Annotated in this window: 29 protein-coding genes and 4 tRNA genes; 22 read left to right on the top strand and 11 right to left on the bottom strand. The window is 72.1% G+C overall.

The annotated features are described in order from the left end of the window. Positions 1-221: 221 nt before the first annotated feature. On the top strand, positions 222-965 hold the full coding sequence (locus AC1DZC_RS00690) for a PP2C family protein-serine/threonine phosphatase (protein ID WP_477041889.1): 744 nt from the start codon (positions 222-224) through the stop codon (positions 963-965). Here the strand turns inward: AC1DZC_RS00690 and rarD are convergent. Further along, positions 943-1,878 (bottom strand): EamA family transporter RarD, encoded by a 936-nt coding sequence (gene rarD / locus AC1DZC_RS00685; RefSeq protein ID WP_477041888.1) that lies wholly within the window; start codon positions 1,876-1,878, stop codon positions 943-945. The two genes, AC1DZC_RS00690 and rarD, sit on opposite strands and share 23 nt — an antisense overlap. Positions 1,879-2,057: 179 nt before the next feature. Here rarD and AC1DZC_RS00680 point away from each other — a divergent pair, with 179 nt between their 5' ends. From AC1DZC_RS00680 to AC1DZC_RS00670, 3 genes are all read left to right on the top strand, one after another. After that, a complete protein-coding gene (locus AC1DZC_RS00680) occupies positions 2,058-3,437 on the top strand; it encodes an FAD-dependent oxidoreductase (RefSeq protein WP_477040169.1) in 1,380 nt (459 codons plus the stop codon). A 107-nt stretch (positions 3,438-3,544) separates the two neighbouring features. Continuing rightward, positions 3,545-4,429 carry a zinc metalloprotease HtpX gene (gene htpX, locus AC1DZC_RS00675; RefSeq protein WP_477040279.1) on the top strand — a complete coding sequence of 295 codons (885 nt, stop codon included), beginning with the start codon at positions 3,545-3,547 and terminating at the stop codon, positions 4,427-4,429. Positions 4,430-4,475: 46 nt separating this feature from the next. Continuing rightward, on the top strand, positions 4,476-4,901 hold the full coding sequence (locus AC1DZC_RS00670) for a DUF6941 family protein (protein WP_477041887.1): 426 nt from the start codon (positions 4,476-4,478) through the stop codon (positions 4,899-4,901). 151 nt (positions 4,902-5,052) lie between these two features. Here AC1DZC_RS00670 and AC1DZC_RS00665 read toward each other — a convergent pair whose 3' ends face one another. Then, a complete protein-coding gene (locus tag AC1DZC_RS00665) occupies positions 5,053-5,559 on the bottom strand; it encodes a YajQ family cyclic di-GMP-binding protein (RefSeq protein ID WP_477040171.1) in 507 nt (168 codons plus the stop codon). 150 nt (positions 5,560-5,709) lie between these two features. On the opposite strand from AC1DZC_RS00665, the gene AC1DZC_RS00660 reads away from it, so the two are divergent. The 7 genes from AC1DZC_RS00660 to AC1DZC_RS00630 all read left to right on the top strand — a co-directional run bounded on the left by AC1DZC_RS00660 (position 5,710) and on the right by AC1DZC_RS00630 (position 7,821). Then, positions 5,710-5,791: transfer RNA gene (locus AC1DZC_RS00660), tRNA-Tyr, on the top strand. Positions 5,792-5,917: 126 nt separating this feature from the next. Further along, positions 5,918-5,990: transfer RNA gene (locus tag AC1DZC_RS00655), tRNA-Thr, on the top strand. A gap of 74 nt (positions 5,991-6,064) precedes the next feature. After that, positions 6,065-6,138: transfer RNA gene (locus AC1DZC_RS00650), tRNA-Met, on the top strand. Positions 6,139-6,221: 83 nt separating this feature from the next. Next, positions 6,222-6,392, top strand: coding sequence for a 50S ribosomal protein L33 (gene rpmG, locus AC1DZC_RS00645; RefSeq protein ID WP_029290226.1), 171 nt, complete (start codon positions 6,222-6,224; stop codon positions 6,390-6,392). 21 nt (positions 6,393-6,413) lie between these two features. Continuing rightward, positions 6,414-6,863: an FAS1-like dehydratase domain-containing protein gene (locus AC1DZC_RS00640; protein ID WP_477041886.1), complete on the top strand. Its 450-nt coding sequence runs from the start codon at positions 6,414-6,416 to the stop codon at positions 6,861-6,863. After that, positions 6,860-7,276, top strand: a complete 417-nt coding sequence (locus tag AC1DZC_RS00635) for a MaoC family dehydratase (RefSeq protein ID WP_477040173.1) — start codon at positions 6,860-6,862, stop codon at positions 7,274-7,276. The genes AC1DZC_RS00640 and AC1DZC_RS00635 overlap by 4 nt, the downstream gene beginning before the upstream one ends. Before the next feature lie 2 nt (positions 7,277-7,278). Then, complete coding sequence (locus AC1DZC_RS00630) at positions 7,279-7,821, top strand: DapH/DapD/GlmU-related protein (protein WP_477041885.1); 543 nt, start codon at positions 7,279-7,281, stop codon at positions 7,819-7,821. On the opposite strand, the gene AC1DZC_RS00625 is transcribed toward AC1DZC_RS00630, so the two are convergent. Next, on the bottom strand, positions 7,822-8,883 hold the full coding sequence (locus AC1DZC_RS00625) for a LacI family DNA-binding transcriptional regulator (protein ID WP_477042124.1): 1,062 nt from the start codon (positions 8,881-8,883) through the stop codon (positions 7,822-7,824). Between the two features lie 193 nt (positions 8,884-9,076). Here AC1DZC_RS00625 and AC1DZC_RS00620 point away from each other — a divergent pair, with 193 nt between their 5' ends. The 3 genes from AC1DZC_RS00620 to AC1DZC_RS00610 all read left to right on the top strand — a co-directional run bounded on the left by AC1DZC_RS00620 (position 9,077) and on the right by AC1DZC_RS00610 (position 12,846). Then, complete coding sequence (locus AC1DZC_RS00620) at positions 9,077-10,453, top strand: MFS transporter (protein ID WP_477041884.1); 1,377 nt, start codon at positions 9,077-9,079, stop codon at positions 10,451-10,453. Between the two features lie 26 nt (positions 10,454-10,479). Beyond that, on the top strand, positions 10,480-11,682 hold the full coding sequence (locus AC1DZC_RS00615) for an MFS transporter (RefSeq protein ID WP_477040176.1): 1,203 nt from the start codon (positions 10,480-10,482) through the stop codon (positions 11,680-11,682). A gap of 66 nt (positions 11,683-11,748) precedes the next feature. Further along, complete coding sequence (locus AC1DZC_RS00610) at positions 11,749-12,846, top strand: UDP-N-acetylmuramate dehydrogenase (protein WP_477042123.1); 1,098 nt, start codon at positions 11,749-11,751, stop codon at positions 12,844-12,846. A gap of 111 nt (positions 12,847-12,957) precedes the next feature. Here AC1DZC_RS00610 and AC1DZC_RS00605 read toward each other — a convergent pair whose 3' ends face one another. The 3 genes from AC1DZC_RS00605 to AC1DZC_RS00595 form a co-directional block, all read right to left on the bottom strand. Beyond that, positions 12,958-13,341: a GntR family transcriptional regulator gene (locus AC1DZC_RS00605; RefSeq protein WP_477041883.1), complete on the bottom strand. Its 384-nt coding sequence runs from the start codon at positions 13,339-13,341 to the stop codon at positions 12,958-12,960. A gap of 58 nt (positions 13,342-13,399) precedes the next feature. Continuing rightward, positions 13,400-14,416 carry an adenosine deaminase gene (locus AC1DZC_RS00600; RefSeq protein ID WP_477041882.1) on the bottom strand — a complete coding sequence of 339 codons (1,017 nt, stop codon included), beginning with the start codon at positions 14,414-14,416 and terminating at the stop codon, positions 13,400-13,402. 96 nt (positions 14,417-14,512) lie between these two features. Further along, entirely contained in the window at positions 14,513-15,736 is a 1,224-nt protein-coding gene (locus AC1DZC_RS00595) for a pyridoxal phosphate-dependent aminotransferase (protein ID WP_477040282.1), read from the bottom strand. Positions 15,737-15,991: 255 nt separating this feature from the next. Between AC1DZC_RS00595 and AC1DZC_RS00590 the strand changes: the two genes are divergently transcribed. The 5 genes from AC1DZC_RS00590 (at position 15,992) to rplA (ending at position 18,660) form a co-directional block, all read left to right on the top strand. Further along, positions 15,992-16,064 (top strand) — tRNA-Trp (locus AC1DZC_RS00590). A gap of 130 nt (positions 16,065-16,194) precedes the next feature. Then, on the top strand, positions 16,195-16,473 hold the full coding sequence (gene secE / locus AC1DZC_RS00585) for a preprotein translocase subunit SecE (protein WP_477040179.1): 279 nt from the start codon (positions 16,195-16,197) through the stop codon (positions 16,471-16,473). Between the two features lie 90 nt (positions 16,474-16,563). After that, positions 16,564-17,364 (top strand): transcription termination/antitermination protein NusG, encoded by an 801-nt coding sequence (gene nusG / locus AC1DZC_RS00580; protein WP_477041881.1) that lies wholly within the window; start codon positions 16,564-16,566, stop codon positions 17,362-17,364. A 67-nt stretch (positions 17,365-17,431) separates the two neighbouring features. Then, on the top strand, positions 17,432-17,863 hold the full coding sequence (rplK, locus tag AC1DZC_RS00575) for a 50S ribosomal protein L11 (protein WP_477040181.1): 432 nt from the start codon (positions 17,432-17,434) through the stop codon (positions 17,861-17,863). Positions 17,864-17,940: 77 nt separating this feature from the next. Then, complete coding sequence (gene rplA, locus AC1DZC_RS00570; protein WP_477040182.1) at positions 17,941-18,660, top strand: 50S ribosomal protein L1; 720 nt, start codon at positions 17,941-17,943, stop codon at positions 18,658-18,660. 79 nt (positions 18,661-18,739) lie between these two features. On the opposite strand, the gene AC1DZC_RS00565 is transcribed toward rplA, so the two are convergent. The 3 genes from AC1DZC_RS00565 to AC1DZC_RS00555 all read right to left on the bottom strand — a co-directional run bounded on the left by AC1DZC_RS00565 (position 18,740) and on the right by AC1DZC_RS00555 (position 21,331). Continuing rightward, positions 18,740-19,246, bottom strand: coding sequence for a hypothetical protein (locus tag AC1DZC_RS00565; RefSeq protein ID WP_477040183.1), 507 nt, complete (start codon positions 19,244-19,246; stop codon positions 18,740-18,742). Continuing rightward, positions 19,227-19,856, bottom strand: a complete 630-nt coding sequence (locus AC1DZC_RS00560) for an RNA polymerase sigma factor (RefSeq protein WP_477040184.1) — start codon at positions 19,854-19,856, stop codon at positions 19,227-19,229. Before AC1DZC_RS00560 ends, AC1DZC_RS00565 begins: the two co-directional genes overlap by 20 nt. A 68-nt stretch (positions 19,857-19,924) precedes the next feature. Continuing rightward, positions 19,925-21,331, bottom strand: a complete 1,407-nt coding sequence (locus tag AC1DZC_RS00555; protein ID WP_477040185.1) for a S8 family peptidase — start codon at positions 21,329-21,331, stop codon at positions 19,925-19,927. A 247-nt stretch (positions 21,332-21,578) separates the two neighbouring features. Between AC1DZC_RS00555 and AC1DZC_RS00550 the strand changes: the two genes are divergently transcribed. Next, positions 21,579-24,050 carry a CHAT domain-containing protein gene (locus tag AC1DZC_RS00550; protein WP_477041880.1) on the top strand — a complete coding sequence of 824 codons (2,472 nt, stop codon included), beginning with the start codon at positions 21,579-21,581 and terminating at the stop codon, positions 24,048-24,050. Between the two features lie 3 nt (positions 24,051-24,053). Here AC1DZC_RS00550 and AC1DZC_RS00545 read toward each other — a convergent pair whose 3' ends face one another. Together AC1DZC_RS00545 and AC1DZC_RS00540 are read right to left on the bottom strand one after the other, a co-directional pair. Further along, entirely contained in the window at positions 24,054-24,605 is a 552-nt protein-coding gene (locus AC1DZC_RS00545; protein ID WP_477041879.1) for a hypothetical protein, read from the bottom strand. Next, a complete protein-coding gene (locus AC1DZC_RS00540; protein ID WP_477041878.1) occupies positions 24,605-25,024 on the bottom strand; it encodes a DUF4383 domain-containing protein in 420 nt (139 codons plus the stop codon). The genes AC1DZC_RS00545 and AC1DZC_RS00540 overlap by 1 nt, the downstream gene beginning before the upstream one ends. Positions 25,025-25,379: 355 nt before the next feature. Between AC1DZC_RS00540 and rplJ the strand changes: the two genes are divergently transcribed. Further along, the gene (gene rplJ, locus AC1DZC_RS00535) at positions 25,380-25,913 is read left to right on the top strand and encodes a 50S ribosomal protein L10 (protein WP_477040189.1); all 534 of its coding nucleotides are present in this window, start codon (positions 25,380-25,382) and stop codon (positions 25,911-25,913) included. Between the two features lie 81 nt (positions 25,914-25,994). Further along, positions 25,995-26,387, top strand: coding sequence for a 50S ribosomal protein L7/L12 (gene rplL, locus AC1DZC_RS00530; RefSeq protein ID WP_477040190.1), 393 nt, complete (start codon positions 25,995-25,997; stop codon positions 26,385-26,387). Positions 26,388-26,497: the final 110 nt, after the last annotated feature.

The raw sequence follows: 26,497 nt of genomic DNA, 5'->3' as shown, positions 1-26,497 counted from the left end.
CCGAGGGAGCCGGACCGTGATGCTCCGGTGCACCGCCGACCGGCCGTCGTTATGCTGGCCGACGATCGGGCGCAGGGGTCGGGGAGCGGTCCCGCGCGATGCCTGCGAGCGGGACGAGGACGCGATGATCCGTGGGACCGCGCGGCTCGTCGGCACCCCATGAACGGCGAGCGGGACGAGGACGCGATGAATCCTGCGACCGCGCGGCTCGTCGGCACCCCATGAACGACGCCCGGGTACGCCTCCGGGTGGGCGTCGCCACCGCACGCGCCGAGCGCGCCCGCAACGAGGACTCGGTCTGGACGCAGGACGGGGCGTTCCTCGTCGCGGACGGTATGGGCGGTCACGACCGGGGCGAGGTGGCCAGCCGGACGGCGATCGAGGTGCTGCGCGCACTGGCCCAAGGGACTCCCGAGCCCGACGACGCCCGCCGGATCGTCCGCGACGCCCACGCCGCGGTGCGCCGGCTTCCCAAGGGTGTGGGTCGCCGCCCGGGCACCACGGCCACCGGGGTGGTGCTCACCGAGCACGACGACGTGCCCTGCTGGCTCGTCCTGAACGTGGGGGACTCGCGCACCTACCGGATGGCCGGGGCGGTGCTGGAGCAGGTCACCCACGACCACTCGGAGGTCGCAGAGCTCGTCGCCGCGGGGGTGGTGCCCGCGCAGGACGCGCCGCGGCACCCGCGTCGCAACGTCGTCACGCGGGTGCTCGGGGGCGGGGCGCGCGAGGTCGAGCCGGACGTGTGGCTGCTGCCCGTGAGTCCCGGCGACCGCATGCTCGTGTGCTCGGACGGCCTGACGGACCCGCTGTCCGACGCCCGGATCGAGGCCGAGCTGCGCGCCGAGGACGACCCTCAGGACGCGGCGGACCGGCTCGTCGCTGCGGCGCTCGCCGCGGGCGGCAAGGACAACGTGACGGTCATCGTCGTGGACGCGGCCCTCATGCGACGGCCTGCTCCATAGCCCGACGCCCCAGCCGGTTGGCGCGGCTGGTGCGCACGCCGTCGACCGTGAGGATCACGATGGCGACCCAGACGAGCGCGAAGCCGCACCACCGCGCCAGCGGCATCTCCTCGTGCAGCACCGCGACGCCGATGAGGAACTGCAGGGTCGGCGCGATGTACTGCAGGAGCCCCATCATGCTCAGCGGCAGCCGCCGGGCGGCCGAGCCGAACAGGAGCAGCGGTACGGAGGTGATGATGCCCGCCGCCGCCACGACGAACGCGTGCCCGACGCCCTGTGCCGCGAACGTCCCGTCGCCCGCCCAGCCCAGCCAGAGCAGGTAGCCGAGCGCGAACGGGCCGAGCACGAGCGTCTCGACGGCCAGGCCCGGGATCGCCTCGACGGTGCGCCCGACGCGGTTCTTGATGAAGCCGTAGAACCCGAACGAGAGCGCGAGGACGAGCGCGATCCACGGCAGCTGCCCGTACCCGACGGTGATGACGACGACGGCGGCCGCGCCGAAGCCGAGCGCCACCCACTGGGCCAGCCTCAGGCGCTCGCGCAGCACGACGACGGCCAGCGTCACGGTGACGAGCGGGTTGATGAAGTACCCCAGTGACGCGTCGACGACCCGGTCGGTCAGCACGCCGAAGACGTAGGTGACCCAGTTGATCGCCAGCAGGACCGCCGCGATCGAGAGCAGCCCGAGGATCCGGCGCGTCCGCAAGGCGCGCCAGAAGCCCGCCCAGCCGCGCGTCGCGAACAGCAGGATCATGCAGAACAGCAGCGACCAGACGACCCGGTGGGCGATGATCTCGACCGGTGTCGCGGGCTCAAGGAGCGGGAAGTAGAGGGGCAGGATGCCCCAGGCGGTGTAGGCGCCGACGCCCGCCGCGAGACCGAGACCGTCGAGGCGGGAGGGGGGCTGCGGCACCCGCCCACCCTAGGTCGTCGTCGCGACACGCCGTCTCAGGCCTGTCCGCATTCTGGCGGGCGACTCAGGGTGACCTCACCGTGCGCCCTAGACTGGCCCCTGCACAGCCCTGCAGATGCCGATGTTCTCGCACTGTGGACTGGCCAGGCACCCCCCAGATCGGAAGGCAAGCAGCGCCCGTGAGCACTCTGCGAGTGGCCATCGTCGGCGCAGGACCGGCCGGCATCTACGCCGCCGACATCCTGTCGAAGACGGACCTCGACGTCAGCATCGACCTCTTCGAGCGCCTGCCCGCGCCTTTCGGCCTGGTCCGCTACGGCGTCGCGCCCGACCATCCCCGCATCAAGCAGATCATCGTCGCGCTGCAGAACGTGCTGAGCCGCGGCGACATCCGCCTGCTGGCCAACGTCGACTACGGCACGGACCTCAAGCTCGACGACCTGCGCCAGTTCTACGACGCGGTCATCTTCTCCACCGGCTCCATCCGCGACGCCGAGCTGCCGGTCCCGGGCATCGAGCTCGAGGGCTCCTACGGCGCCGCCGACTTCGTGTCCTGGTACGACGGCCACCCGGACGTCGCGCGCACCTGGCCGCTCGAGGCGCAGCACGTCGCCGTGCTCGGGGCCGGCAACGTCGCGCTCGACGTGGCCCGCATCCTGGCCAAGCACGCCGACGACCTGCTGCCCACCGAGCTGCCGGGCAACGTCTACGAGATCCTCAAGGCCTCCCCGGTCACCGACGTGCACGTGTTCGCGCGCCGCGGTCCGGCCCAGGTCAAGTTCTCCCCGCTGGAGCTGCGCGAGCTCGGCCACGTGCCGGACGTCGACGTCATCGTCTACCCCGAGGACTTCGACTTCGACGAGGGCTCGATGGCCGCGATCCACTCCTCGAACCAGACCAAGCAGGTGGTCAAGACCCTCACGGACTGGACGCTGAAGGAGCCGGAGGAGAACACCGCGAGCCGGCGCATCCACCTGCACTTCCTGCACAAGCCCGTCGAGATCCTCGGCGAGGACGGCCGGGTCGTCGGGCTGCGCACGGAGCGCACCGCGCTGAACGGCGACGGCAACGTCACCGGCACCGGCCAGACGCAGGACTGGGCGGTCGGCGCCGTGTACCGCGCCGTCGGGTACTTCGGGTCGCCGCTCGTGGACATCCCGTTCGACGACGTCGCCGGCGTGATCCCGAACCGCGAGGGTCGCGTGGTCGACGTCGACGGCGAGCACCTCCCGGGCGTGTACGCGACGGGCTGGATCAAGCGCGGCCCCGTCGGCCTCATCGGGCACACCAAGTCCGACGCGTCGGAGACCATCCGCCACCTCGGCGAGGACGTCGCCTCGGGCGGCGACGCGTTCTACACGGCCACGGACCGCGACCCGTCGGCGATCGTCGACTTCCTCACCGGCCGCAGCGTCGACGTCATCCAGTGGACCGGCTGGGAGCTCCTGGACGCGTACGAGCGCGGGCTGGGCGAGCCGCACGGGCGCGAGCGCATCAAGCTCGTCCCGCGCGACCACATGGTCGCCGTCGCGCTGGGCCAGCCGCTGCCGCAGGACTGAGCACTCCACGAAGGCCCCCGCGACGTGTTCGCGGGGGCCTTCGTGCGTCCGGGAACGCTTGCCCGTCGGTAAGCGTTTCAGGGGTGCAGACGAGAGACGGGGAGACGATGGGCCACCAGCACTTCAACGGGTTGAAGACCGCAGCGCTGTTCGGCGCGATGTGGGCGATCCTGCTGGGGATCGGATGGCTGCTGGGCGGCGGGACACCGAAGTTCCTGGTGCTGTTCACCGCCCTCGGCCTGCTGATGACGGCGTACAGCTACTGGAACTCCGACAAGATCGCGATCCGTGCCATGAGGGCGCGTCCGGTCAGCGAGCTCGAGGCGCCGGCGATGTACCGCATCGTGCGCGAGCTCTCGACGCAGGCCCGCCAGCCGATGCCGCGCCTGTACATCTCGCCGACGGCCGCCCCGAACGCGTTCGCGACCGGTCGCAACCCCGCCAACGCGGCGGTGTGCTGCACCGAGGGCATCCTCGGCCTCCTCGACGAGCGCGAGCTGCGCGGCGTCCTCGGGCACGAGCTCATGCACGTCTACAACCGCGACATCCTCACCTCGTCGGTGGCCGCCGCCGTCGCGGGCGTCATCACGTCGCTCGCGCAGTTCGCCCTGTTCTTCGGCGGGGGAGGCGACGACCGCGACCGCGGCAACCCGATCGCGGGCCTGCTCCTCGCGCTGCTCGCGCCGGTCGCCGCGATGCTCGTCCAGCTGGCCATCAGCCGCACCCGCGAGTACGACGCCGACGAGGACGGGGCCACCCTGACGGGCGACCCGCTCGCCCTGGCCTCCGCGCTGCGCAAGCTCGAGCAGGGCACCCAGGCCCGCCCGCTGCCGCAGGACCGCGAGCTGGTGGACGTGTCGCACCTGATGATCGCCAACCCGTTCAAGGGCGCCGGCATGGGCAAGCTCTTCGCGACGCACCCGCCGATGGCCGACCGCATCGCCCGCCTGGAGGCCCAGGCCAACCAGCAGGGCGGGATCACCCGCTACTGAGCACCGCCGACAGGAGAACCCCGATGTCCCGCACGTCCCCGGTCCTGTGAGGGCCAAGCTCCTGCTCGCCGACGCCGCCAAGGTCTCGGAGGGGAAGGTCGACGCGCTGGGCCTCGGCTGGTCGACGACGACCAGCCCGACCCCGCCGGCCGCGATCATCATCCTGCTCCAGTTCGGCTGGGACGAGACCAACACGAGCCGCGCCCTGGTGGTCGAGCTGCTCGACGCCGACGGCCAGCCGGTGCTCGTCAACGGCGTGAACGGCCTCGGTCCGCTGCGCATCGAGGGCAACGTCGAGGCGGGCCGCCCGTCGGGCATCCCCGCCGGCACCCCGATCGACGTCCCGCTCGCATTCGGGATCGGCCCCGGCATCAACCTGACGGCCGGCCAGCGCTACGAGTGGCGCCTCTCCCTGGACGGCGAGACCAGCGAGGACTGGGAGGTCAGCTTCCTGATCCGGCCTCCCGGCTGAGGTCCGGCACGCTCCAGAACAACCTGGTGGACGCCAAGCCGTTCCATGACGTCGTTCAGATTGTTCTCGCGCGCCGGCTCAGCCGCAGACGACGCTCAACCAGGCCTGCCGGGTGACGTCCGCAGCCGCAGTCCTGACGCGGCGGCGCGCCTCAGCGGTAGTTCGTGAACTGCAGGTCGGCGTCGACGTCGGCGCCCTTGAGCAGCGCGATGACGCTCTGCAGGTCGTCGCGACTCTTGCCGGTCACGCGCAGCTCGTCGCCCTGGATCTGCGTCTTGATGCCCTTGGGGCCCTCGTCGCGGATGATCTTGGCCACCTTCTTGGCGGTCTCGCTGGAGAGGCCTTCCTTGATGAGGGCCTCGAGCCGGTACTCCTTGCCGGACGGCTTGGGCTCGGGGCCGTCGTCGCCCCCGGTGTCCAGCGACTTGAGGGAGATGCCGCGGCGGATGAGCTTCGTCTCGAAGACGTCCAGGACGGCGAGGACGCGTTCCGACGAGTTCGCGATCATCAGGATCTTCTCGCCGCTCCACGCGATCGATGCGCCGACGCCCTTGAAGTCGTACCGCTGGGCGATCTCCTTCGAGGCCTGGTTCAGCGCGTTGTCCACCTCCTGGCGGTCGACCTTGCTGACGACGTCGAACGACGCTTCGCTCGCCATGACACTCCTCCTGCTGACTCGACTGCTGGACGCGGGCGCGCCTGACCGTTTCGCTAGCACTGCCCGGGTGTTGCTATCCTTCCACCCGCACGCTGCTCGCGCGGCCGGCCAGTCGAGGCTGGACGGACGTCGGACGGCGGGCACGACCCTGGCGGGTTACCCGAGTGGCCAAAGGGGGCTGACTGTAAATCAGCTGGCAACGCCTACGGGGGTTCGAATCCCTCACCCGCCACGGACGCAGCCCGGACCTTCACCGGTCCGGGCTGCTGCGTGCAGGGCCGGCTCACCAGCCGGCGCGTGCCGGCGGCTGGATCCGATTTCGCGACCAGCCCAGGGCCCGTGTAACCTTGCTCGCGCTGCCCCGATAGCTCAGTCGGCAGAGCGTCTCCATGGTAAGGAGAAGGTCAAGGGTTCGATTCCCTTTCGGGGCTCTGTGGTGTGTTCGAAGGAAGTGCTGCTGCGTAGGAGATCTGCGTGCGGCCCGTTCGTCGGACAGATCGACAGTGGCGGGGTAGCTCAGGTGGTTAGAGCACACGGCTCATAATCGTGGTGTCGCGGGTTCGAGTCCCGCTCCCGCTACCGCCAAGTGACACAACAGCGCGTCGGCCGGCGCGCAATGACGAGATCGCGGTACCCGTACGGGTGCGAGAGGTGGCAAGACCATGGCCAGCAAGAGCTCGGACGTCCGTCCGAAGATCACGCTCGCGTGCACTGAGTGCAAGGAGCGGAACTACATCACGAAGAAGAACCGTCGGAACGACCCCGACCGTCTCGAGATGAAGAAGTTCTGCCCCCGCGACAACCGTCACACCCTGCACCGCGAGACCCGCTGATCTCGGTTCTCTGAACCCGAGATGCAGGTCGACACGAGCTACGCGGGACGCGAGTACCCGCCGAACGCGGTCTACGAGGTAGGCCGCGAGAAGCTCCGGGAGTTCGCCGACGCCGTCGGCTCCTCCCACCCCGCCCACACGGATCCGTCGGCGGCGCGCGCGCTGGGCTACCCCGACGTGATCGCGCCCCCGACGTTCGCCGTCGTGGTCGCCCAGCGTGCCGAGGCGCAGCTGTTCGAGGACCCCGCCGCGGGCATCGACTTCAGCCGCGTCGTGCACGCCGACGAGCGGTTCACCCACCACCGGCCCATCCACGCGGGTGACCGGCTGGTCACGGTGCTGCACGTCGACGCCATCACCGTGCGCGCCGGGCTGGCCATGATCACGACACGTGCGGAGATCGCCGACGAGGGCGGTTCGGCCGTCGCGACCGTCGTCTCCACCCTGGCCGTCCGCCCGGAGGAGTCATGACCGACACCGGCGAGCTGGTCGTGGGCACCGAGGTCGCACGTCGCGAGGTCACCGTCGACCGCGCACGTCTGGTCCGCTACGCGGGCGCGAGCGGCGACTTCAACCCGATCCACTGGAACGCGCGTGTCGCCACGTCCGTCGGCCTGCCCGACGTCATCGCGCACGGCATGTGGACCATGGGCGCCGCGGCGAGCGTCGTCGCCGACTGGGCCGGCGACCCCGGCAAGGTCGTCGACTACCAGGTGCGCTTCACGCGCCCCGTCCCGGTCCCCGACCCCGGAGCCGCGACCATCGAGGTCGTCGCCGTCGTCGGAGCGCTGGACCCCGAGGCAGGGACGGCCCGCATCGACCTGACCGTGAGCGTCGAGGGTGCCCGGGTCCTGGGCAAGGCCCAGGCGGTCGTGAAGCTCTAGGGGTGCCCGCCGACCGCCTCATGCTCATCCACGGCCCCGAGTTCGCGGCCATGGCCGCGAGGGTCCTGCAGGTCACCGAGCTCACGTCGCGGCTCAACGTCCTGCCGTTTGACGACGAGCAGGGCAAGGCCGCGCTGCTGGAGCAGATCCTCGGTCGGCCGCTGCCGGACCGCGTGACGATCTACCCGCCCTTCTACACCGACCACGGGCTGCACCTGGACCTCGCCGAGCGGGTGTTCGTCAACCAGGGCTGCACGTTCCTGGACTACGCGGGGATCCGGCTCGGCGCGGGAACGATGGTCGGACCCAAGGTCACGTTCATCACCAGCGGCCATCCCGTCGACCCCGCCGAGCGTCGGCTCTACCTGACGGGTGCGCCCATCGACGTCGCGGAGAACGTGTGGATCGGCGCAGGCGCGACGATCCTGCCCGGTGTCAGCATCGGGCGGGACGCGGTGGTCGCCGCCGGGGCCGTCGTGGCCGAGGACGTCCCCGCGGCGAGCCTGGTGACCGGCCCGAAGGCCACGGTCCGCCGACGCTGGTGACTACGCGGGGGCCGGTCCGCTCGTGGTGCCGATCCGCAGCCGCACGGGCAGCTCGCGCGACGAGGCCGGCTCGCCGGCCAGCAGGTCCTCCACCGCGTGCCCGATCGCCGCACCCTTCTCGGCGAGCGGCTGGCTGACGGTCGTCAGCACGTCGGGCCCCAGCCAGGGCAGGTCGAGCCCGTCGAAGCCGCTGACGGAGACATCCTCGGGGACGCGCAGCCCCAGCTCGCGCGCGGCGAGCACGACGCCCGACGCGAGCAGGTCGGACTGGCAGGCGACCGCGGTCGGCCGGTCCGGGCCCGCGAGCAGCGCCAGTCCCGCCGAACGCCCGTGCTCGACCAGCGACGCCGGGGTCTCGTAGATCGCGACCGGGGTGACGCCCGCGTCGGTGACGCCCGCCATCCGCCGGATCGTGATCTCCCACTCGAGGTGGGCCATGCGGTCCTCGTCGACGAGCCCCTCGTTGCGCAGCCGGTTGAACGGCAGCGTGACGGTGGCGATCCGGGTGTGGCCGAGGGCCACGAGGTGCTCGGTCACCTGCCGGATCCCGCCGCGGTCGTCGATGCCCACGGACGCCACGTCGTCGGACTTCTTGCCCTCGACGATGACCGCGGGGATCCCGCGCCGGCGCAGCGCGCTCAGCATGGGGTCGTCCGTGGTGCCGCCCCACATGAGCACCGCGACGTCCATGGCGGCGGTCTCGATCAGCGGGTCGACCGCGGGGCCCGTGGGCTCGCTCGAGCCGGGGATGAGCAGGACGCCGAGGTCGAGCGGGCCGAGCGTGCTGACCAGGCCGTCGAGCACCTGGATGGAGACGGGGTCGCGGAACGAGCGGCCCAGGGAGTCGCCGACGACGACCCCGACGATGCCCGACCGGCCGCGACGGAGCTGCTGTCCCAGGGGGTTCGGGCCGGAGTAGTCCAGCCGGACGGCCGCGTCCAGGACCTTCTGCCGGGTGGTCGGCGCGATCGGTCCGGCACCGGAGAACGCGAGCGAGGCCGTCGACACCGAGACCCCCGCCGCGGCAGCGACGTCGGCCAGCGTGGGGCGGGACGGGGACAGGGCGGGACCTCCGGGGTGCGACGTTGCAGCAGGTCTTCCGGCATGCAGAGCGCGAATCTGTTTGACGCAGCGGCAAGCGTACCCGCAGAATGTCGGCGTCCCTCAAATCGATTCGACCGCCCGTTCGTCGCGAGGTCGAATCGATTCGATGTCGAACCAGGACAGACCGCCCACCACCGTCTCGGAGCCTTTCGTGAGTCACCCCGCCCGCCCCGGGCTGCCCCCTGCCGTGAGTCGAGCCCGCTGGCTCCTCATGGGCCTGTTCGGTCTGACCGGCATCATCTTCTCCAGCTGGCTCGCGCGGATCCCGACCGTCCGCGACCTGCTGGACCTCTCGACCAGCGAGCTGGGGCTGATGCTCCTGATCGGCTCGCTGGGCGCGCTGCTGACCGTGACGTTCGCCGGGATGATCGTGCAGCGGTTCGGCAGCCGCACCTCGCTGCTCCTGTCGACGGCGGTGCTCGCGGTCGGGTACGTCCTCATGGGCGTCGGCCCGACGGTCGGGTCCGTCCCGCTGCTCGGCGTCGGCATCTTCCTCAACGGCGTGGCCATCGCGCTCGGCAACGTCCCGCTGAACGTCGAGTCGGCCCGGATCGAGCGGGCGATGGGGCGCACCGTCATCCCGCAGTTCCACGCGGCGTTCTCCATCGGTGCCGTCGCGGGATCCGCGATCGGTGCGCTCGCCTCGCACTACGACATCTCCGTGGCGCTGCAGTTCTCCGTCATCGCGGCCGTGGCGGTCGCGTGGCGGCTCGGTTCGCTTCGGGGCGTCGTCCTCGACGCCGCCCCCGGCGACCGTCCGCGCAACGGGACCGTCCCTGTGACCGACGGTCCCGTTGCGTCGGCCGTGGCCGCCGGGCGTCGTCGCAAGATCGCCTCGTCGCTCGACTCGTGGCGGGAGCGGCGCACGCTCCTGATCGGCGTCGTCGTCATGGCTGCCGCCCTGTCCGAGGGGTCGGCGAACGACTGGCTCTCGCTCGCGGTCGTCGACGGGTTCGAGAAGCCTGAGGCCGTCGGCGCCGCGATGCTCGGCGTGTTCGTCGGCGCGATGACGCTGGTCCGCCTGCTCGGCACGCGCCTGATCGACCGGTTCGGTCGCGTCGTCGTCCTGCGCACCTCCGGCTCGGTCGCCATCGTCGGGCTGCTGCTCTTCGGCTTCGCGCCCACGCTGGTGCTCGCCGGGGTCGGCGTGGTCCTGTGGGGCTTCGGCGCAGCGCTCGCGGTGCCCATCGGCATCGCGGCGGCGTCGGACGACCCGATGCGCGCCGCCGGCCGCGTCGCCGTCGTGTCGTCGTTCGCGTCCGTCGCCTCGATCGCCGCGCCGCCGCTGCTGGGCATCGCGGCCGCCGCCACGGGCGCCCGGCACGCGCTCGTGCTCATCACGGTCGCGATGGTGGCCAGCGTCGTGCTGGCGGCTCGGGTGGCTCCCGAGACACCGGGCGAGCCGACCGAGCCCGAGCAGCTCCCGGTCGCCATGCTCGCGGACGCCGACCCCGACCCGGTCGCGGCGTCGCGCCACGTCGTCCCGACGCAGCGCACACGTCGCCGTCGCCTGGTGCGTGTGCCGTGAGTGGACCTGTGCAGGACGATCGACCCGTGACGGTCTCGCACGCGCGCCTCGTCGAGCGCGCCTCGGTGGCGGTCTTCGTCGTCTTCTTCCTCAACGGCTTCAACTTCGCGACGTGGGCGGCGCGCCTGCCCGCCATCCGCGACGGCCTCGACTTCTCGCCCGCGCAGATGGGTGCCCTCCTGCTCGTCGGCGCGGTCGGGTCGCTGGTGTCGCTGCCGCTGTCGGGCATGGTTGTCGAACGACTCGGTGCCCGCCGGACCGTGTTCGCGTTCGCGGTGCTCAACGCGACCGGCCTCGTCATCGCGTCCGTCGGGGTGGCGCTCGGCCAGGTGCTCGTCGTCGGGTTCGGCCTCGTCCTGTTCGGCATCGGCACCGGCGTCTGGGACGCCGCGATGAACCTCGAGGGCGCTGCCGTCGAGCAGCACCTCGGGCGCACGATCATGCCGCGGTACCACGCGGGGTTCTCGTTCGGCACGGTCGCCGCGGCCGGTCTCGCGGCGGTCCTCGCCGCCCTGCACGTGCCCGTGGTCGTGCACGTCCCGATCGCCGTGATCGCGTCCGTGGTCGTCGTCGGCTTCGCGGTGCGCAGGTTCCTGGCCCCGGCCGACGAGGCCGCGGTCGCGCACGAGGACGCACCGGAGAAGGGTGCGCGCGGGGCGCTCGCCGCATGGCTCGAGCCGCGCACGCTGCTGATCGGGCTGATCGTGCTGGCCGCCGGGCTCACCGAGGGCTCGGCGAACGACTGGGTCAGCCTCGCGGTCGTCGACGGCTTCAGCACCGCCGAGGCGCTCGGCGCGCTGGCGTTCGGCGTGTTCGTCGCGGCCATGACGACCATGCGCTGGTTCGGGGGAGCGCTGCTCGACCGGCGCGGTCGCGTCGTCGTCCTGCGGCTGTGCGCCCTGCTGTCCCTGGTGGGCCTGGTCGTGTTCGCGCTCGCCGGGCCGCTGTGGCTCGCGCTCGTCGGCGTCGTGGCCTGGGGTGCCGGTGCGGCCTTCGGGTTCCCGGTCGGCCTCAGCGCCGCGGCGGACGACCCCAAGCGCGCGCCGGCCCGGGTCAGCGTCGTCGCGACCATCGGCTACAGCGCGTTCCTCGCCGGCCCGCCGCTCATCGGGCTGCTCGCCCAGCACGTCGGCTACCGGCACGCGCTGCTCGTCGTGATCGTGCCGATCGTGCTCGGCCTGTGCGTCGTGAGCGCCGCCGCGCCCTTGAAGGTCGCGGCTCAGGACTAACCTGGACGTGTGCAGATCGAGCTGAGCACCGACGACTGTTCCCCCGCGAGCGTCCCCCCGACGATCGTGTGGCCGTCCGTCCGTGCCGGCGGGACCACGCTCGCGGACCTCACGACCCTGCGCGTCGGCGGGCCCGCGACCCGGTACGTCGAGACGACCACCGAGGCCGAGCTGCTCGACGCGGTCCGCGCCGCGGACGCGGACGGTGAGCCGCTGCTCGTCGTCGGCGGAGGATCCAACCTGCTCGTCGCGGACGCGGGCTTCGACGGGGTCGTCGTGCGGGACGTCCGGTCCGGCATCGACGTGCCCGACGCCTCCGCGTGCGCCGGCGCCACGCTCACCGTCCCGGCCGGCACCCCGTGGGACAAGGTCGTGCGGTACGCGGTCGAGCAGGAGCTCACCGGCCTCGAGGCGCTGTCGGGCATCCCCGGCTCGACCGGTGCGACGCCCGTGCAGAACGTCGGCGCGTACGGCCAGGAGGTGTCCCAGAGCATCTCGCTCGTCCGCGTCTGGGACCGTGGCCGCGCTCGCGTCCGGACGCTCCCGCTGGTGACGCTCGCGTTCGGCTACCGCACCTCCCTGCTCAAGCGGTCGATGCACGGACCCTCGGCCGACGACCCGCAGGCGCCCTGGTCGCCGACCCCGCGGTACGTGGTGCTCGACGTGACGTTCCAGCTGCGCCCCGGCGACCTGTCCCGCCCGGTCGTCTACCCCGAGCTCGCGCGGACGCTGGGCATCGAGGTGGGCCAGCGCGCGCCGCTCGCGGAGGTCCGGGAGGCGGTCCTGGGACTGCGCGCCGGCAAGGGCATGGTCCTGGACCCCGCCGACCACGACACCTGGAGCGCAGGCTCGTTCTTCACCAACCCGCTGCTCACGCCGTCGCAGGCCGACGACCTGCCGTCCGACGCTCCCCGTTTCCCGGGCGGCGACGGCCTGGTCAAGACGAGCGCCGCCTGGCTCATCGAGAAGGCGGGCTTCTCCCGCGGCTTCGGAGCCCCCGGCCCGGCGACCGTCTCGACCAAGCACACGCTCGCCCTGACGAACCGGGGGAGCGCGACGGCCGAGGACCTGCTGGCGGTCGCGCGCAAGGTGCGCGCGGGCGTGGTCTCCACCTTCGGCCTCACCCTCGAGCCGGAGCCGGTCCTGGTCGGCGTCAGCCTCTAGCCTCACCGCCGGGCACCTGACGCGGCACGAGATCGACCTGTCGCCGCGAGATCGTCAGGTCGCACCGCCGATCTCGCGCCGAGAGGCCGATCTCGACGAGCGCCCTCGCGTTCAGACCCGCTCGGACGCCGCCTCGCCCAGCAGCGCACCGCGCACCACGTCGAGCGCCTCGTCGTCGGCGAGCCCGGCCGCGCGGACCGCCGCGACATAGACCTCGGCCGCCCGCCGGGCGACGTCCGCGGGCACCGACGCCCCCGCCGCGATCACGGTCCCGGCACGACGACGTGTCTCCACGATCCCCTCGGCCTCCAGCTCGCGGAACGCGCGGGCCACGGTGCCGGGTGCGAGGCCGAGGTCGGTGGCCAGCGCGCGGATCGTCGGCAACCGGTCCCCGGCCACCATCCGCCCGGCGGCCACGTGTGCGACGACCTGCTCCCGGATCTGCTCGAACGCGGGCACCTCTGAGCGGACGTCGACCTCCAGCTGCGTGGTCATCGATGGCTCCCCTGGGTCTGTGGATGGACAGTCTCATCCTCGCGGTCACGCGCACGCTTCAGGAGGCCAGCCACCCGTCGACGCCGGCGAGCAGACGGGCCTTGACCGCCGAGGACGCGCGGCTGGCGTTGATCGACGCACGCGCCAGCGAGGCGAGCTCGTCGTCGGAGAAGCCGTGCACCGACCGTGCGAGCTCGTACTGGTCGACGAGACGCGACCGGAACAGCAAGGGGTCGTCCGCGCCCAGAGCGACCGTCGCCCCGGCTTCGACGAGCGCGCGCAGCGGCACGTCGGCGGCGGTCGGGTAGACGCCGAGCGAGACGTTGGACGCGGGGCACAGCTCGAGCGCGATCCCGGACGACACCACCCGGTCGAGCACCCGGGGGTCCTCGCCGGACCGCACGCCGTGCCCGAGCCGGTCGGGGAGCAGATGGTCGACGACGGCCTCGACGTGCGCGGGCCCGAGCAGCTCGCCGCCGTGCGGCACGGACGCCAGGCCGGCGTCGCGGGCGATGCCGAAGGCGTGCGCGAACTCGGCGGTCTCGCCGCGGCGCTCGTCGTTGGACAGGCCGAACCCGACCACCTGCCCGGGACCGTCGCCGGCGTGGTGCGCGGCGAGGCGCGCGAGGATCCGGGCGTCGAGCGGGTGCCGCATCCGGGATGCCGCGACGATGACCCCGATGTCGATGCCGTGGGCGAGCGATGCCGAGCGGGCGGCGTCGATCACGATCTCCAGCGCCGGCGTGATGCCGCCGACGAACGGTGCGTACGAGGTCGGGTCCACCTGGATCTCGAGCCGGCCAGAGCCCTCCGAGGCGTCGTCGGCCGCGGCCTCGTCGACGATCCGACGCATGTCCGCCTCGGACCGGACGCAGGCCCGTGCGGCGTCGTAGAGCCGCTGGAACCGGAACCAGCCGCGCTCGTCGGCCGGCACGCGCAGCGGGTCGTCGTCGAGCAGCGCGTCCGGCAGGTGCAGGCCGTGCTGCTGCGCCAGCGAAGCCAGCGTCGAGACCCGCATCGACCCGGTGAAGTGGAGGTGCAGGTGGGCCTTGGGGAGGGTGGCAAGGTCTCGCACGGGGTCAGTGTGTCAGCCGTGGTTCGTCGGCTGGGTCCACATCCACCCGTCGGCCGGAGCGTCCAGGCCGCGCGCGTCCACGGCGACCGGCCGGCCCTACGCGAGCAGCGCCTGGATGCGGCTGATGCCTTCGACGAGGTCGTCGTCGCCGAGGGCGTACGACAGGCGCAGGTAGCCGCTGGGCCCGAAGGCCTCGCCGGGGACGACCGCGACCTCGGCCTCCTCGAGGATGAGGGTGGCCAGCTCGGCCGACGTGGTCGGCGTGACGCCGCGGATGGTGCGGCCGAGCACGCCCTGCACCGACGGGTACACGTAGAACGCGCCCTGGGGGACCGGGACCTCGAAGCCGTCGATGACGCTGAGCATCTCCACGATCAGGCGCCGACGACGGTCGAACGCGTACCGCATCTCCTCGACGGCGGCCAGGTCGTCGGTGAGCGCGGCGATCGCGGCGCGCTGCGACACGTTGGCCACGTTGGACGTCAGGTGCGACTGCAGGTTGGTCGCGGCCGTGATGACGTCGGCGGGGCCGATCATCCAGCCCACGCGCCAGCCGGTCATGGCGTAGGTCTTCGCGACGCCGTTCAGCACGATCGTCGTGTCGGCGAGCTCCGGCACCACGCGCACGATGGGCGTGAACACGGCGTGGTCGTACGTCAGGTGCTCGTAGATCTCGTCGGTGATGACCCAGATCCCGTGCTCGAGCGCCCACTGTCCGATGGCCGCCGTCTGCTCGGGGGAGTAGACCGCGCCGGTGGGGTTGGAGGGCGAGCAGAACAGGAGCGCCTTGGTCTTGGGGGTGCGAGCGGCCTCGAGCTGCTCGACCGTGACGAGGTAGCCCTGGTCGGCGCCGGCGAAGACCTCGACGGGCACCCCGCCCGCGAGGCGGATGGCCTCGGGGTACGTGGTCCAGTACGGCGCGGGCAGCAGCACCTCGTCGCCCGGGTCCACGATCGCCGCGAACGCCTGGTAGACGGCCTGCTTGCCGCCGTTGGTGACGAGCACCTGCGACGGCTTGACCTCGTAGCCGGAGTCGCGCAGCGTCTTGGCCGCCACCGCCTCGCGCATCGCGGGCAGCCCGGCGGCCGGCGTGTAGCGGTGGTTGACCGGGTCCTTCGCGGCCGCGATGGCCGCGTCGACGATGTACCCGGGCGTCGGGAAGTCGGGCTCACCGGCGCCGAAGCCGATGACCGGACGTCCGGCGGCCTTGAGGGCCTTGGCCTTGGCGTCGACCGCGAGCGTCGCCGACTCGGCGATCGCAGCCAGTCGGGCGGACACGCGGGGACGGGGGGAGGACGTCTGCTCGCTCACGGCCCCCATAGTGGCAGAGGTCACGTGGGGGAGCGCCCACACATTTCACGGATCGGGCAGTTCGACCCAGCCCCTCGCGTCGCGTACAGTGGACCCCCGGCGGTTGACATCCGCCATGATGAGCCGTGCCCCGGCGAGCTGTGCCTGCCTAGAACGACTGCAGCGCAGCAGTGCACCGGGAGCCTGCACGGACCCCCCTGCGGGTGGTGTCCGTCGGTGCGCGCCCTCGGGCGCACGGACCGTCGTGGAGGCCGAGGCCGCCGAAGGGTAGTGGCGCAATTGGTAGCGCAGCGGTCTCCAAAACCGCAGGTTGCAGGTTCGAGTCCTGTCTACCCTGCGCATCTGCTCGGCCCCTCCCGGGGCAGGGCGGTGAGCAGGACCGCCGGTCGGTCCGGCGCGACGCGTCGGCCCGTCCGATCGTCGGGTTCCGTACGGAGCCCGACCACCACGAGACGTAGGGGCCAGACGTGAGCGAAACAGCACCGGCTGCGGCGTCCGACGCCGAGGGTTCGGCGGCGCGCCCGGCGAAGCCCGCGAAGGGCAAGGAGCGTCCCGGACTGTTCGCCCGGATCGCTCTGTTCTTCCGTCAGGTCAAGGGCGAGCTCAAGAAGGTCGTCCGGCCGACGCGATCGGATCTGATCACCTACACCAGCGTCGTGCTCGTGTTCGTCGCGGTGATCATGGCGTTCGTGACCGTGGTGGACCTGGCGGTCGGCAAGCTCACGTTCTGGGTCTTCGGCGGCTGACGCCCGCTCGTCCCTCAGTCGCCCCGCTCCGGTGGGGCGCTCACCGCTCCGGCACGCCGGGGCGCACTCGCTAGAGAAGGCAGGTTGCACGTGTCGCAGGAGTCGCAGGAGCCCACGGGCGCCGAGATCGAGCTCGACGACGCCATCGCGTCGGTCGAGGCCGTCGAGGCGTCCGCCGGGGACACCGAGGGTGTCGATCTCGTCGACGCCACCGAGAGCGACGCCGACGGCGAGGTCGAGGCTGACGCTGAGCTCGAGGTCGACGAGGACGAGGCCGAGCCCGACGTCGACGAGGACCCCGTCGCCACGTTCAAGTCCCAGCTCCGCAGCCAGCTGGGTGACTGGTACGTCATCCACTCCTACGCCGGCTACGAGAACCGCGTGAAGGCCAACCTGGAGAACCGTCGCCAGAGCCTGAACATGGAGGACTTCATCTACCAGGTGGAGGTCCCCATGGAAGAGGTCGTGGAGATCAAGAACGCGCAGCGCAAGGTCGTCAAGCGCGTGCGGATCCCCGGCTACGTCCTGGTGCGCATGGACCTGACCGACGAGTCGTGGGGCGCCGTCCGGCACACCCCGGGCGTCACCGGGTTCGTCGGCCACACGCACCAGCCCGTGCCGCTGACGCTCGACGAGGTCTTCTCGATGCTCGCGCCGTCGCTCGAGCCCAAGACCCCGACCACCGCCGCGAGCGCCGCCAAGGCCGCCGCGGCGATCAAGGTCGACTTCACCATCGGGGAGTCGGTCACCGTGACCGACGGCCCCTTCGACACCTTGCCGGCGACGATCTCGGAGATCAGCGCCGAGAACCAGAAGCTCAAGGTGCTCGTCTCCATCTTCGGCCGKGAGACCCCGGTCGAGCTCTCGTTCAGCCAGGTCGCCAAGATCTGACCTGTTCGAGCCTGCAACCGGGTCATCGCCCACGGCGTCGGCCCACAACACAGAACGGAAGTTCAGCATGCCCCCGAAGAAGAAGGTCACCGGCCTGATCAAGCTCCAGATCAAGGCCGGCGCGGCCACCCCCGCGCCGCCGATCGGTCCGGCGCTCGGTCAGCACGGCGTCAACATCATGGAGTTCTGCAAGGCGTACAACGCGGCGACCGAGTCGCAGCGCGGCAACGTCATCCCCGTGGAGATCACGGTGTACGAGGACCGCTCGTTCACCTTCATCACGAAGACGCCGCCGGCCGCCGAGCTCATCAAGAAGGCCGCCGGTGTGGCCAAGGGTTCGCCCACGCCCCACACCGTCAAGGTCGCCTCGCTGACCAAGGCGCAGATCACCGAGATCGCGACGACGAAGCTCGAGGACCTCAACGCGAACGACCTGGCCGCGGCCGAGAAGATCATCGCCGGCACCGCCCGGTCGATGGGCATCACGGTCCAGGGCTGATTTCCCCGTAACACCCCCAGTGGCAGGGCCATGTGCGGCCCGACAGACCACGACTGCTACCAAGGAGAACCAAGCAGATGGCCAAGCACAGCAAGGCGTACCGCAACGCCGCCGAGAAGATCGAGGAGGGGACGCTCTACGCCCCCCTCGAGGCTGTCCGGCTCGCGCAGGCGACGTCGACCACCAAGTACGACGCGACCGTCGAGGTCGCCTTCCGCCTCGGTGTGGACCCGCGCAAGGCGGACCAGATGGTCCGTGGCACGGTCAACCTGCCCCACGGCACCGGCAAGACCGCCCGCGTCATCGTCTTCGCGACGGGTGAGCGTGCCGAGCAGGCCCGCGCCGCCGGCGCCGACGAGGTCGGTGGCGACGAGCTGATCGACAAGGTCGCGGCCGGTTACACCGACTTCGACTCCGCCGTCGCGACGCCGGACCTCATGGGCAAGGTCGGTCGACTGGGCAAGGTCCTGGGCCCGCGTGGTCTCATGCCGAACCCGAAGACCGGCACCGTGACGATGGACGTGGCCAAGGCCGTGTCCGACATCAAGGGCGGCAAGATCGAGTTCCGCGTGGACCGTCACGCGAACCTGCACTTCATCATCGGCAAGACGTCGTTCAGCGACGTGCAGCTGGTGGAGAACTACGCCGCAGCGCTCGACGAGATCCTGCGCCTGAAGCCGTCCGCCTCGAAGGGTCGCTACATCGCCAAGGCGACGTTCTCGACCACGAACGGCCCCGGCATCCTGGTCGACCAGAACAAGACGCGGAACCTCACCTCCGAGGACGACGCGGCCTGATCTGGGTCTGGACGAACGACGAAGGCCCGGTCCCCGTGGGGACCGGGCCTTCGTCGTTCGACGACTCAGTTCCGAGTGATCAGTACGGGAGCCACTGCGTCACGCAGGTGCCCTCTCCGTTGCTGCACTCCAGCCGCAGGGGCCCGTCGGGGCGCAGGTCGAACCGGAAGTACCCGACGTCGTCGGTGTCAACCGACGCGACGTCGCCGGACGGCGTCCGCAGCGTCACGTGGCCGGGCCGGGGCGGGATGAGCTGCCCCTCGATCGAGGCGGTCTCGACCTCGACCTCGACGCTGAGGGCGTCGCCCTCGAAGACGAGGGTGCGGGACGTGCCGCCAGAGCGGTCGCGCACGCCGGCGGTCGCGTCGAGCGCACCCGAGTCGTAGACGAGCTCGAGCAGCAGCAGATCCATCTCCAGGCCGGCGCGGGCGTCGACCATCCCGCGGTGCGCGCGGAACGCCAGGTCGGCGCTCGCCAGGACCCGGTCGTAGAGGTCTGCCTCCGCGACGGCGGTCACCAGGTCGGACCCCAGTGCGTCGTCGTTCGCCCAAGGTGTGTGGGCGCGGTCATCCGAGTGCCAGGACATCGCGGCCTCCTTCTCCAGCTGCGGAGGCCGTCCAGGCCGCCACATAGTTCTTGATCGCGGCCGTCTCACGGAGCCGCGCGAGGCCTCGACCCCGGGTGGGGCCGATCGAGCCGATGGGTACGCCGAGCTTCTCGGCGATCTCGGCATAGCTCAGCGGTGGGTCCACCGCCAGCATGAGCAGCACCTCTCGCTGGTGCGTCGGGAGCTCGGCGAGCCCCTCCCGCAGCGCCCGTTCGCGCTCCACCAGCAGGATCCGCTGGTCCAGGTCGGACTCCGCGGCCCCGTCGAGCCGGCCGCCCTGGGGGTCGACCGGCACCGTGCGACGGTTGAGGTTGGTGACGCGGATGCACTCGTGCCGCGCCGTCGTCGCGATCCAGCCCGGAAGGGCGTGCGGGTCGCGGAGCTTGTCGAGGTTCTCGAGGAGGTTGAGCCAGACGGTCTGCGCCACGTCCTCGGCCTGGTGCGGGGTGAGTCGGAACTGCCGCACGCGTGCGATGACGGCGGGTGCGTGCCGGCGGACGATCTCGGTCCAGGCACCCTGGTCACCGTCGAGCGCACCCGCGACCAGCGCCGGCGAGTCCCACGCTCGGTACGGGTCGTCGTTGTCCACGCGTCCATCCTTTCGTCTGTCGACGTGGATGCCATCATGGCGCGCCCGCCACACTGTGCCCAGCATCTCTACACGCCCGGAAGGATGCTGAAGGTCTGGCCGAAGTCCGGCAGGGGCCTGCCGGTGGCCAGCAGCTGGACGTAGGCGTCTCGCGGGCCGAGCCCGCGCTCGTGCATGAGGCGCGCGATGGCCCCCACCACCTGCGGTGCCGCGAACGAGGTCCCGCTCCACCGGGCGAAGGCGTCGACGGGGAAGGACTCCGGGTCCGACGTGAAGTCGGGCGACTGCTCGCCGGAGACGAAGGTCGACAGGATGCCCTCCCCGACCGTGGAGCAGTCCACCCACCAGCCGCGGCTGGAGAAGGCGCTGGGCCGCAGGTCCGCGGTGAGCGCGCCGACGGAGATGACGCGCTTGAACGCCGCGGGCCAGACGGGGGCGGTGTCCCCGAAGTTCCCCGCCGCGGCGACCACCAGGACCTCCTCGCCCCGGTCGACCTCGATCTCGTGGACGACCTCGAGCGCGGCGCGCAGGGCGAGGGACGGCTGGTCGTACTGCGTCTGCGTCCCGAGCGACAGGTTGACGATCTGGGCGCCGTCCCGGACCGCCCGGATCAGTGCGCACGCGACCTCGAGCTCGCTGCCGGTGCCGCCGGAGCCGAGCGCCCGGTAGACGGTGATGTCGGCGTTCGTCGCGACCTGCGCGATGATCCCGCTGACGAACGTGCCGTGGCCGGCAGAGAAGTCCAGGTAGCCGTCACCGGGGTCGACGTCGAGCGGGTCGACGTTGACGTCGTCGCCGTCGGTCGCCGGGTCGTCGGCGGTGATCCGCGGGATGCCGGTGAGCCAGCCGTCCGTCCGCAGCGTCCCATCGATCCCCGTGTCGACGATCGCCACGCGTGCGCCCGAGCTGTTGTCGCCCGTGGAGTACGGCGTGTACTCGTCGAAGGTGCCGATGGTCGGGACCGAGACCCCGCTCTGCGGCTTCACCACCGGAGCCAGCGGCGTGATGTGCGTGAGCGACGCCTCCGCGCCGCGCTCCCGCAGCTCCGCGACGGTGTCCTCGAGGTGCTGGGTCGTCGTCGGCCCGGTGGTGACGACGCGGACCAGGCGGCTCTCGAGGTCGACGCAGCCGAGGTCGGCCTGGGCCAGACCGCGACGAGCGACGTACGCCTGGACGTTGGGCACCGCCCAGGAGGTCGTGGTGAGCAGGAGCTCGCCGGCCACGACCATGGACTCGGTGCCGCGGTCGTTCGTCAGGACCGCGAGCCGCGTGTCCCGGCGCAGCGACCAGCGGTCGGCCAGCGCGCTGTTCAGACGTCGGCGCAGACCGGCGTCGCTGCTGCGCTGCGCGAGGTCGTCGACCTGCCGCTGCACGCGCCTGCGGACGGTCGGGGCGACGTCGGCCCCCGCCGGACCCGCGTGGTAGTCGCGTCCGAACGGCCGCCCGGGCTCCGGGCCCTGCGAGTTTTCGCTCACTTGTGCTCCATGCCTTCCGCCTAGACTCCGAGAGATGTGCCCGCCTGGGCTCGGAAACGAGCCGCCGACGTCGAGCGACAGTCCGTTCGCTCGTATAGAGGGCCGGGAAGAGCTCCTGATACGTGCGACGGAGATGCTCGTCGAGGTCGATGTCGATCCTCGTGCAGCGGAGTCCCGCGCAGCCGCCCTCGTCGCCACGGCGCGGCGGCGGCGGGACCCGGAGCTCCTTGCTCTGAGCCTAAGGGTGTTGGCTACGTCACATCGCGCCCGGGGGGACGACATCACGGCGAAGCGGCTGCTCGACGAGGCCGTCCGGCTGGCGCGGCGCCACGATCTTGCGCTCGTCGAGGCGAACGTCCTGACGAGCCGGTCGGCGGTCCTCCAGGAGCTCGGTCGGGCTGCGGCGTCCGCACGCGATCTCGACGCTGCGCTCGCGGCCCTGGACCGCGGTGGCCCGGCGACCGTCGACCACACGGAGCTGCGCGCCAGGGTCATGCTGTCGCGGGCCATCGTCGACCAGAACGCCGGCCGGCTGGGCGCGGCCGAGGACGGCTACCAGGCCCTCCTGGACGGCGGGGGCCTCGAGGAGCGCAGCCGAGCCATCGCCGCGAACAACCTGGCGCTCATCCTGGCGGAGCGGGGCGACTACGACCGTGCGCTCGAGCGGTCCGACCTCGCGGTGGAGCTCGTCCGGGACCGGCGGCGCGCTCTGCTGGGCCCCCTGCTCCAGACCCGCGCGTGGATCGCCGTGCGTGCCGGACGGCTCGACGAGGGGATGCGCGACTTCGAGATCGCGGCCCGTGAGTACACCGCGTCCGGCATGCCTCTCGGCGAGTACTACACCGAGTACGCGGACGTGATGATGGACCTGCGGCTGCTCCCCGAGGCCGCGGCCGCAGCGAGCAGCGCGATGACCACCCTCGAGGCCTCCGGGCTGCTGATGATGGTCACCGAGGCCCAGCTCAGGCTCGCCCGCATCGCCCTGCTGACGGGCGACGTCGTCGCGGCGACGGAGCACGCGGACGCCGCCGCGGAGAGCGCCCGGCGGCAGCGCCGCAGCGGCTGGCGGGACCGCGCCGTCCTCATCGGGGTCGAGGCGAGGATGCAGGCCGGCGCCGCGGGCGTGCCGGAGCTGGCCCTGTCCCGTCGGGCGGCGGCGCGCCTGGAGCGGGCAGGCAACCCGCAGAGCGCTGTCGAGGGGTACCTCGTCGCCGGGCGGGTCGCCCTGGGCGTGGACCGGCCGCGCGACGCCGTCGAGACCCTCGCGCGCGCGCAGGCGCTGGCGCGCAGCGGTCCGGTGCTCGTCCGTCTCCGGGGCCGGGTGGCGGGCGCCCTGGCCGCGCGGGCGGCTCGCCGTCCGAGCGACGTCCTGACGGAGTGCCGCGCCGGGCTGCGCGACCTGGCCGTCCATCGTTCCGCGCTGCCGACCATCGAGCTGCGGGCCCTGGCGTCGGGTCACGGCGCCGAGCTCGGGGAGATCGGCCTCGGGGTCGTGCTGGCCGGCGGGTCGCCGGCGAGGGCGCTCGCGTGGATGGAGCGCACCCGCGCGGCCGCGCTGCTGGCCCGGACGCCCCCGCCCGACGCCCCGTTCGCAGAGCGCCCCGCGCTGGAGGCCGGTCCGGCGGCAGGCCGCGACGGCCGCTCGGCCACGCTCGAGGTCGACGACGGACCCCGGTTCTCCGCCGCCGACTGGTCGCGCCCCGGTGCCGGGCCGGCCACCGGGGGCGAGCTGAACCGGCTGGGCATCGCGCAGCTGCGCGCCGCGCTCGACCGCCGGACGCTGGTCGAGATCGGCAGGTTCGAGGGGCGCCTCGTCGCGGTCGTCGTCGGACCCCGCCGGACCAGGCTCGTGGAGCTCGGCGACGAGGCGGACGTCGAGTCCGAGCTGCGGCCCCTGCTCTTCGCGCTGCGGCGGCTGGCGAACCCCCGCGGCCCGGCGGCTGCGGACGCGGCGCGGGCCAGCGCGGACCTGCGGATCGCCCGCCTCCGGGCACTGCTGGTCGCGCCGCTCGGCGTCGCGCCCGACGACGAGCTGGTCATCGTGCCCGTCGGCCTGCTGCACGGGGTGCCGTGGTCGTGCCTGCACGACGGGCCGCTCGCACAGGCCCCGTCGGCCACGTTCTGGGTCCGGACCCGCCGGGCCGCGGCCGAGCGCCCCGGCACGGGCGGCACGGTACTCGTCGCCGGTCCCGACCTCGACGGCGCCCGCGAGGAGGTCGAGGCGCTCACCCAGGTGCACGAGGGTGCGCGCATGCTCGCGCCGGAGGACAGCCGCGCGCACGAGGTGGTCGCCGCGCTCGCGGACGCCGACCTGGCACACCTGGCGTGCCACGGCACACCGCGTACGGACAACCCGATGTTCTCGTCGCTGCTGCTCGCGGACGGCCCGGTGACGGTCCAGGAGCTGCACGGCGCGGGGGTGGCGCCCCACCGGTTGGTGCTGGCGTCGTGCCACTCGGGTGCGGACGTCGCCTACCTGGGCGACGAGGTGCTCGGGTTCGTCTCGGCGATGCTGGCGCAGGGGACCGCGGGCGTCGTCGCGAGCATCGCCGCCGTGCCCGACGTGGCCGCCGTCGACCTCATGCTCGAGCTGCACCTCGAGCTGCGTGCGGGGCAGACGCTCGCCCGCGCCCTGCACGCGGCCCGCGGGCGCATCGACCGGGACAGCCCCGAGGGGTTCGTCAACTGGTGCACGTTCAGCGCCCACGGGGCCGCCTGAGCGTCAGCCGGGATGCATCGAGGACATGCCGGGCATGTGCGCGTGGTCGCCCGCGTCCGTCGCCGCGAGGCCCGGGACGGTGATGGTCGCGAACAGCAGCGAGCCGAGCGTGAGCGCGGCGAGGCGGGTGCCGGTGCCGGCCTCCGTGGGGGCGACGGCCGCGGGCTCCTCCTCCACCACCACGACGACGAGCGCCGGTCGCAGGGTCACGGCGAGCAGCACGGCGCCGGCGAGCTGCAGGACGCCCGCGGCGACGTCGGCGCCCGAGAGCGCCCCGTCGACGAGGACGGCCGTCAGGAGCCAGCCCGCGCCGCCGACCACGAGCACGGCGAGCGCGGTCCGAGGTGCCGGCGCGGGACCGCGCAGCGCGAGCACCGCCCAGAGCACCTCGGCCACGCCGAGGGCCGCGAGCGCGACCCCCAGCGCGAGGTGGGCGGCGAGGTGCTCTGCCGCGAGCGCGAGGAGCACGAGGCCGGCGCCCAGGACCGCGTAGGCGGACCAGGTGCGGCCGATGAACGCGCGTGCGCCCTCGTGCGGCAGCGGCAGCGCGGTCATCACGGGGTCCAGGTCGCCGTGGCGGGTGCCGGTGCGGGGGAGCGGTCGGCCGACAGGCCGACGCCGAGCAGCAGGATCGCGGAGGCGAAGTGCAGCACGTTGTCGGCACCGTTGAGCGCCAGGATGTTCGCCGCCGAGCCGACGAGGAACAGCCCGACGATGCCCACGAGCAGGTAGACGGCGCCGACGGTCGTGTTCACGGCCTTGGCGGACCCGACCGTGCGGGACGCGACGAGCAGGGCCGCCCCGATGAGCAGGTGGACGACGTTGTGCAGCGGATTGACGTCGAAGACGACGAGCGGCTGGCCGTCGGTCGCGGCGAACGAGACGTCGGTGGTCACGAAGAAGCCGGCGATGCCGACGAGCAGGTAGACGACGCCGAAGACTGCGCCGACGAGCCGGTTGGGTGACTGGGACATGGGTCCCCCTCTCAGGGCCGGAGCCCCGTGCAGGTGGTCGGTGTGGTGCGTACACGGGGTGTTCGGACCAGGTCCGAGAACGGATGGGTCCTGCGTCGCGTACCGGATTTGGTCGGTCGTCCGCCCATGCCGTACCTTGGGGACATCCAAAGACCGCCGGTCGTCGACCGTCGCGCGCCCACGCAGTGAGCGCATGGCGATCGCCCGAAGTCCCGCAGCACGCGGAGGCCAGCGCAGGTGAGTGTTCCCGGAAGGTTCGGCCTGTGCCGAGCTGGATGTCGAGCCCCGCGCCTGCGCGGGGCTCTTTCGTTTGTGGGGCGTGACGACCGGTGGCACCACCATCGGAAGGATTGCCATGGCGAGGCCGGACAAGGCAGCCGCTGTCGCAGAGCTCACGGACCTGTTCCGCGAGTCCAACGCGGCTGTGCTGACCGAGTACCGCGGGCTCACCGTTGCTCAGCTCAAGAAGCTGCGCAAGGCGCTCAGCGGCAACGCAACGTACTCCGTGGTGAAGAACACGCTGACCGCGATCGCGGCCAAGGATGCCGGCCTCGAGGGCCTCGACGACGCGCTTGCAGGCCCGTCGGCGATCGCCTTCGTCTCCGGTGACCCGGTCGAGGCGGCCAAGGGACTGCGTGACTTCGCCAAGGCGAACCCCGCACTGGTCATCAAGGGCGGTGTCCTCGACGGACGCACCCTGACCGCTGCGGACGTCACCAAGCTCGCGGACCTCGAGTCCCGTGAGGTTCTGCTGGCCAAGGCCGCCGGCGTGTTCAAGGCGTCGCTCTACCAGGCGGCCTACCTGTTCACCGCCCCTGCTGCTCAGGCTGCACGCACCGTCGACGCCCTCCGGCTCAAGCTCGAGGAGTCGGCCGAGGTCGCTGCCTGAGCCATTCGGCACAGGCTCTCTGAAACCCCGCCCAGGTAGGCCGCACCGGCCACCGGGCACCGAACGGAAGGAACCGCCATCATGGCGAAGCTCACCACCACCGAGCTCATCGACGCGTTCAAGGAGCTCTCCCTCATCGAGCTCTCCGAGTTCGTGAAGGCGTTCGAGGAGACCTTCGAGGTCACCGCTGCTGCCCCCGTCGCCGTTGCTGCGGCCCCGGGTGCCGGCGGCGGCGCCGCCGAGGCCGCTGTCGAGGAGGAGAAGGACTCGTTCGACGTCGTTCTCGAGGCTGCCGGCGAGAAGAAGATCCAGGTCATCAAGGAGGTGCGCGTCCTGACGTCCCTCGGTCTGAAGGAGGCCAAGGACCTCGTTGACGCCGCCCCCAAGGCCGTCCTGGAGGGTGTCGCCAAGGACGCCGCCGAGAAGGCCAAGGAGACCCTCGAGGCTGCTGGCGCCACCGTCACGCTCAAGTGATCTGACCTCCGGGATCTCCACGGAGAGCCGGAGTTCCGACGAGGCCCGTACCCCCCGGGGGTGCGGGCCTCGTTGCTGTATCCGAGGGAACGCACGGGCGAACCTTCCAC

The sequence above is a fragment of the Cellulomonas sp. P2_B4 genome (assembly GCF_056404795.1).
The sequence above is the reverse complement of the archived record's forward strand: the minus strand, read 5'-3'. Positions and strand labels throughout refer to the sequence as shown.

Bases quoted from the DNA above. Each gene is read 5' to 3' on its own strand.
- AC1DZC_RS00665 (WP_477040171.1), bottom strand. From the start codon at position 5,559: ATGGCGAGCGAAGCGTCGTTCGACGTCGTCAGCAAGGTCGACCGCCAG.
- AC1DZC_RS00540 (WP_477041878.1), bottom strand. From the start codon at position 25,024: ATGTCCCAGTCACCCAACCGGCTCGTCGGCGCAGTCTTCGGCGTCGTC.
- AC1DZC_RS00635 (WP_477040173.1), top strand. From the start codon at position 6,860: ATGACCGACACCGGCGAGCTGGTCGTGGGCACCGAGGTCGCACGTCGC.
- rplL (WP_477040190.1), top strand. From the start codon at position 25,995: ATGGCGAAGCTCACCACCACCGAGCTCATCGACGCGTTCAAGGAGCTC.
- rpmG (WP_029290226.1), top strand. From the start codon at position 6,222: ATGGCCAGCAAGAGCTCGGACGTCCGTCCGAAGATCACGCTCGCGTGC.
- AC1DZC_RS00565 (WP_477040183.1), bottom strand. From the start codon at position 19,246: ATGTCCTGGCACTCGGATGACCGCGCCCACACACCTTGGGCGAACGAC.
- rplA (WP_477040182.1), top strand. From the start codon at position 17,941: ATGGCCAAGCACAGCAAGGCGTACCGCAACGCCGCCGAGAAGATCGAG.
- rplJ (WP_477040189.1), top strand. From the start codon at position 25,380: ATGGCGAGGCCGGACAAGGCAGCCGCTGTCGCAGAGCTCACGGACCTG.
- AC1DZC_RS00545 (WP_477041879.1), bottom strand. From the start codon at position 24,605: ATGACCGCGCTGCCGCTGCCGCACGAGGGCGCACGCGCGTTCATCGGC.
- AC1DZC_RS00605 (WP_477041883.1), bottom strand. From the start codon at position 13,341: ATGACCACGCAGCTGGAGGTCGACGTCCGCTCAGAGGTGCCCGCGTTC.
- rplK (WP_477040181.1), top strand. From the start codon at position 17,432: ATGCCCCCGAAGAAGAAGGTCACCGGCCTGATCAAGCTCCAGATCAAG.
- AC1DZC_RS00690 (WP_477041889.1), top strand. From the start codon at position 222: ATGAACGACGCCCGGGTACGCCTCCGGGTGGGCGTCGCCACCGCACGC.
- AC1DZC_RS00640 (WP_477041886.1), top strand. From the start codon at position 6,414: ATGCAGGTCGACACGAGCTACGCGGGACGCGAGTACCCGCCGAACGCG.
- htpX (WP_477040279.1), top strand. From the start codon at position 3,545: ATGGGCCACCAGCACTTCAACGGGTTGAAGACCGCAGCGCTGTTCGGC.
- AC1DZC_RS00595 (WP_477040282.1), bottom strand. From the start codon at position 15,736: ATGGGGGCCGTGAGCGAGCAGACGTCCTCCCCCCGTCCCCGCGTGTCC.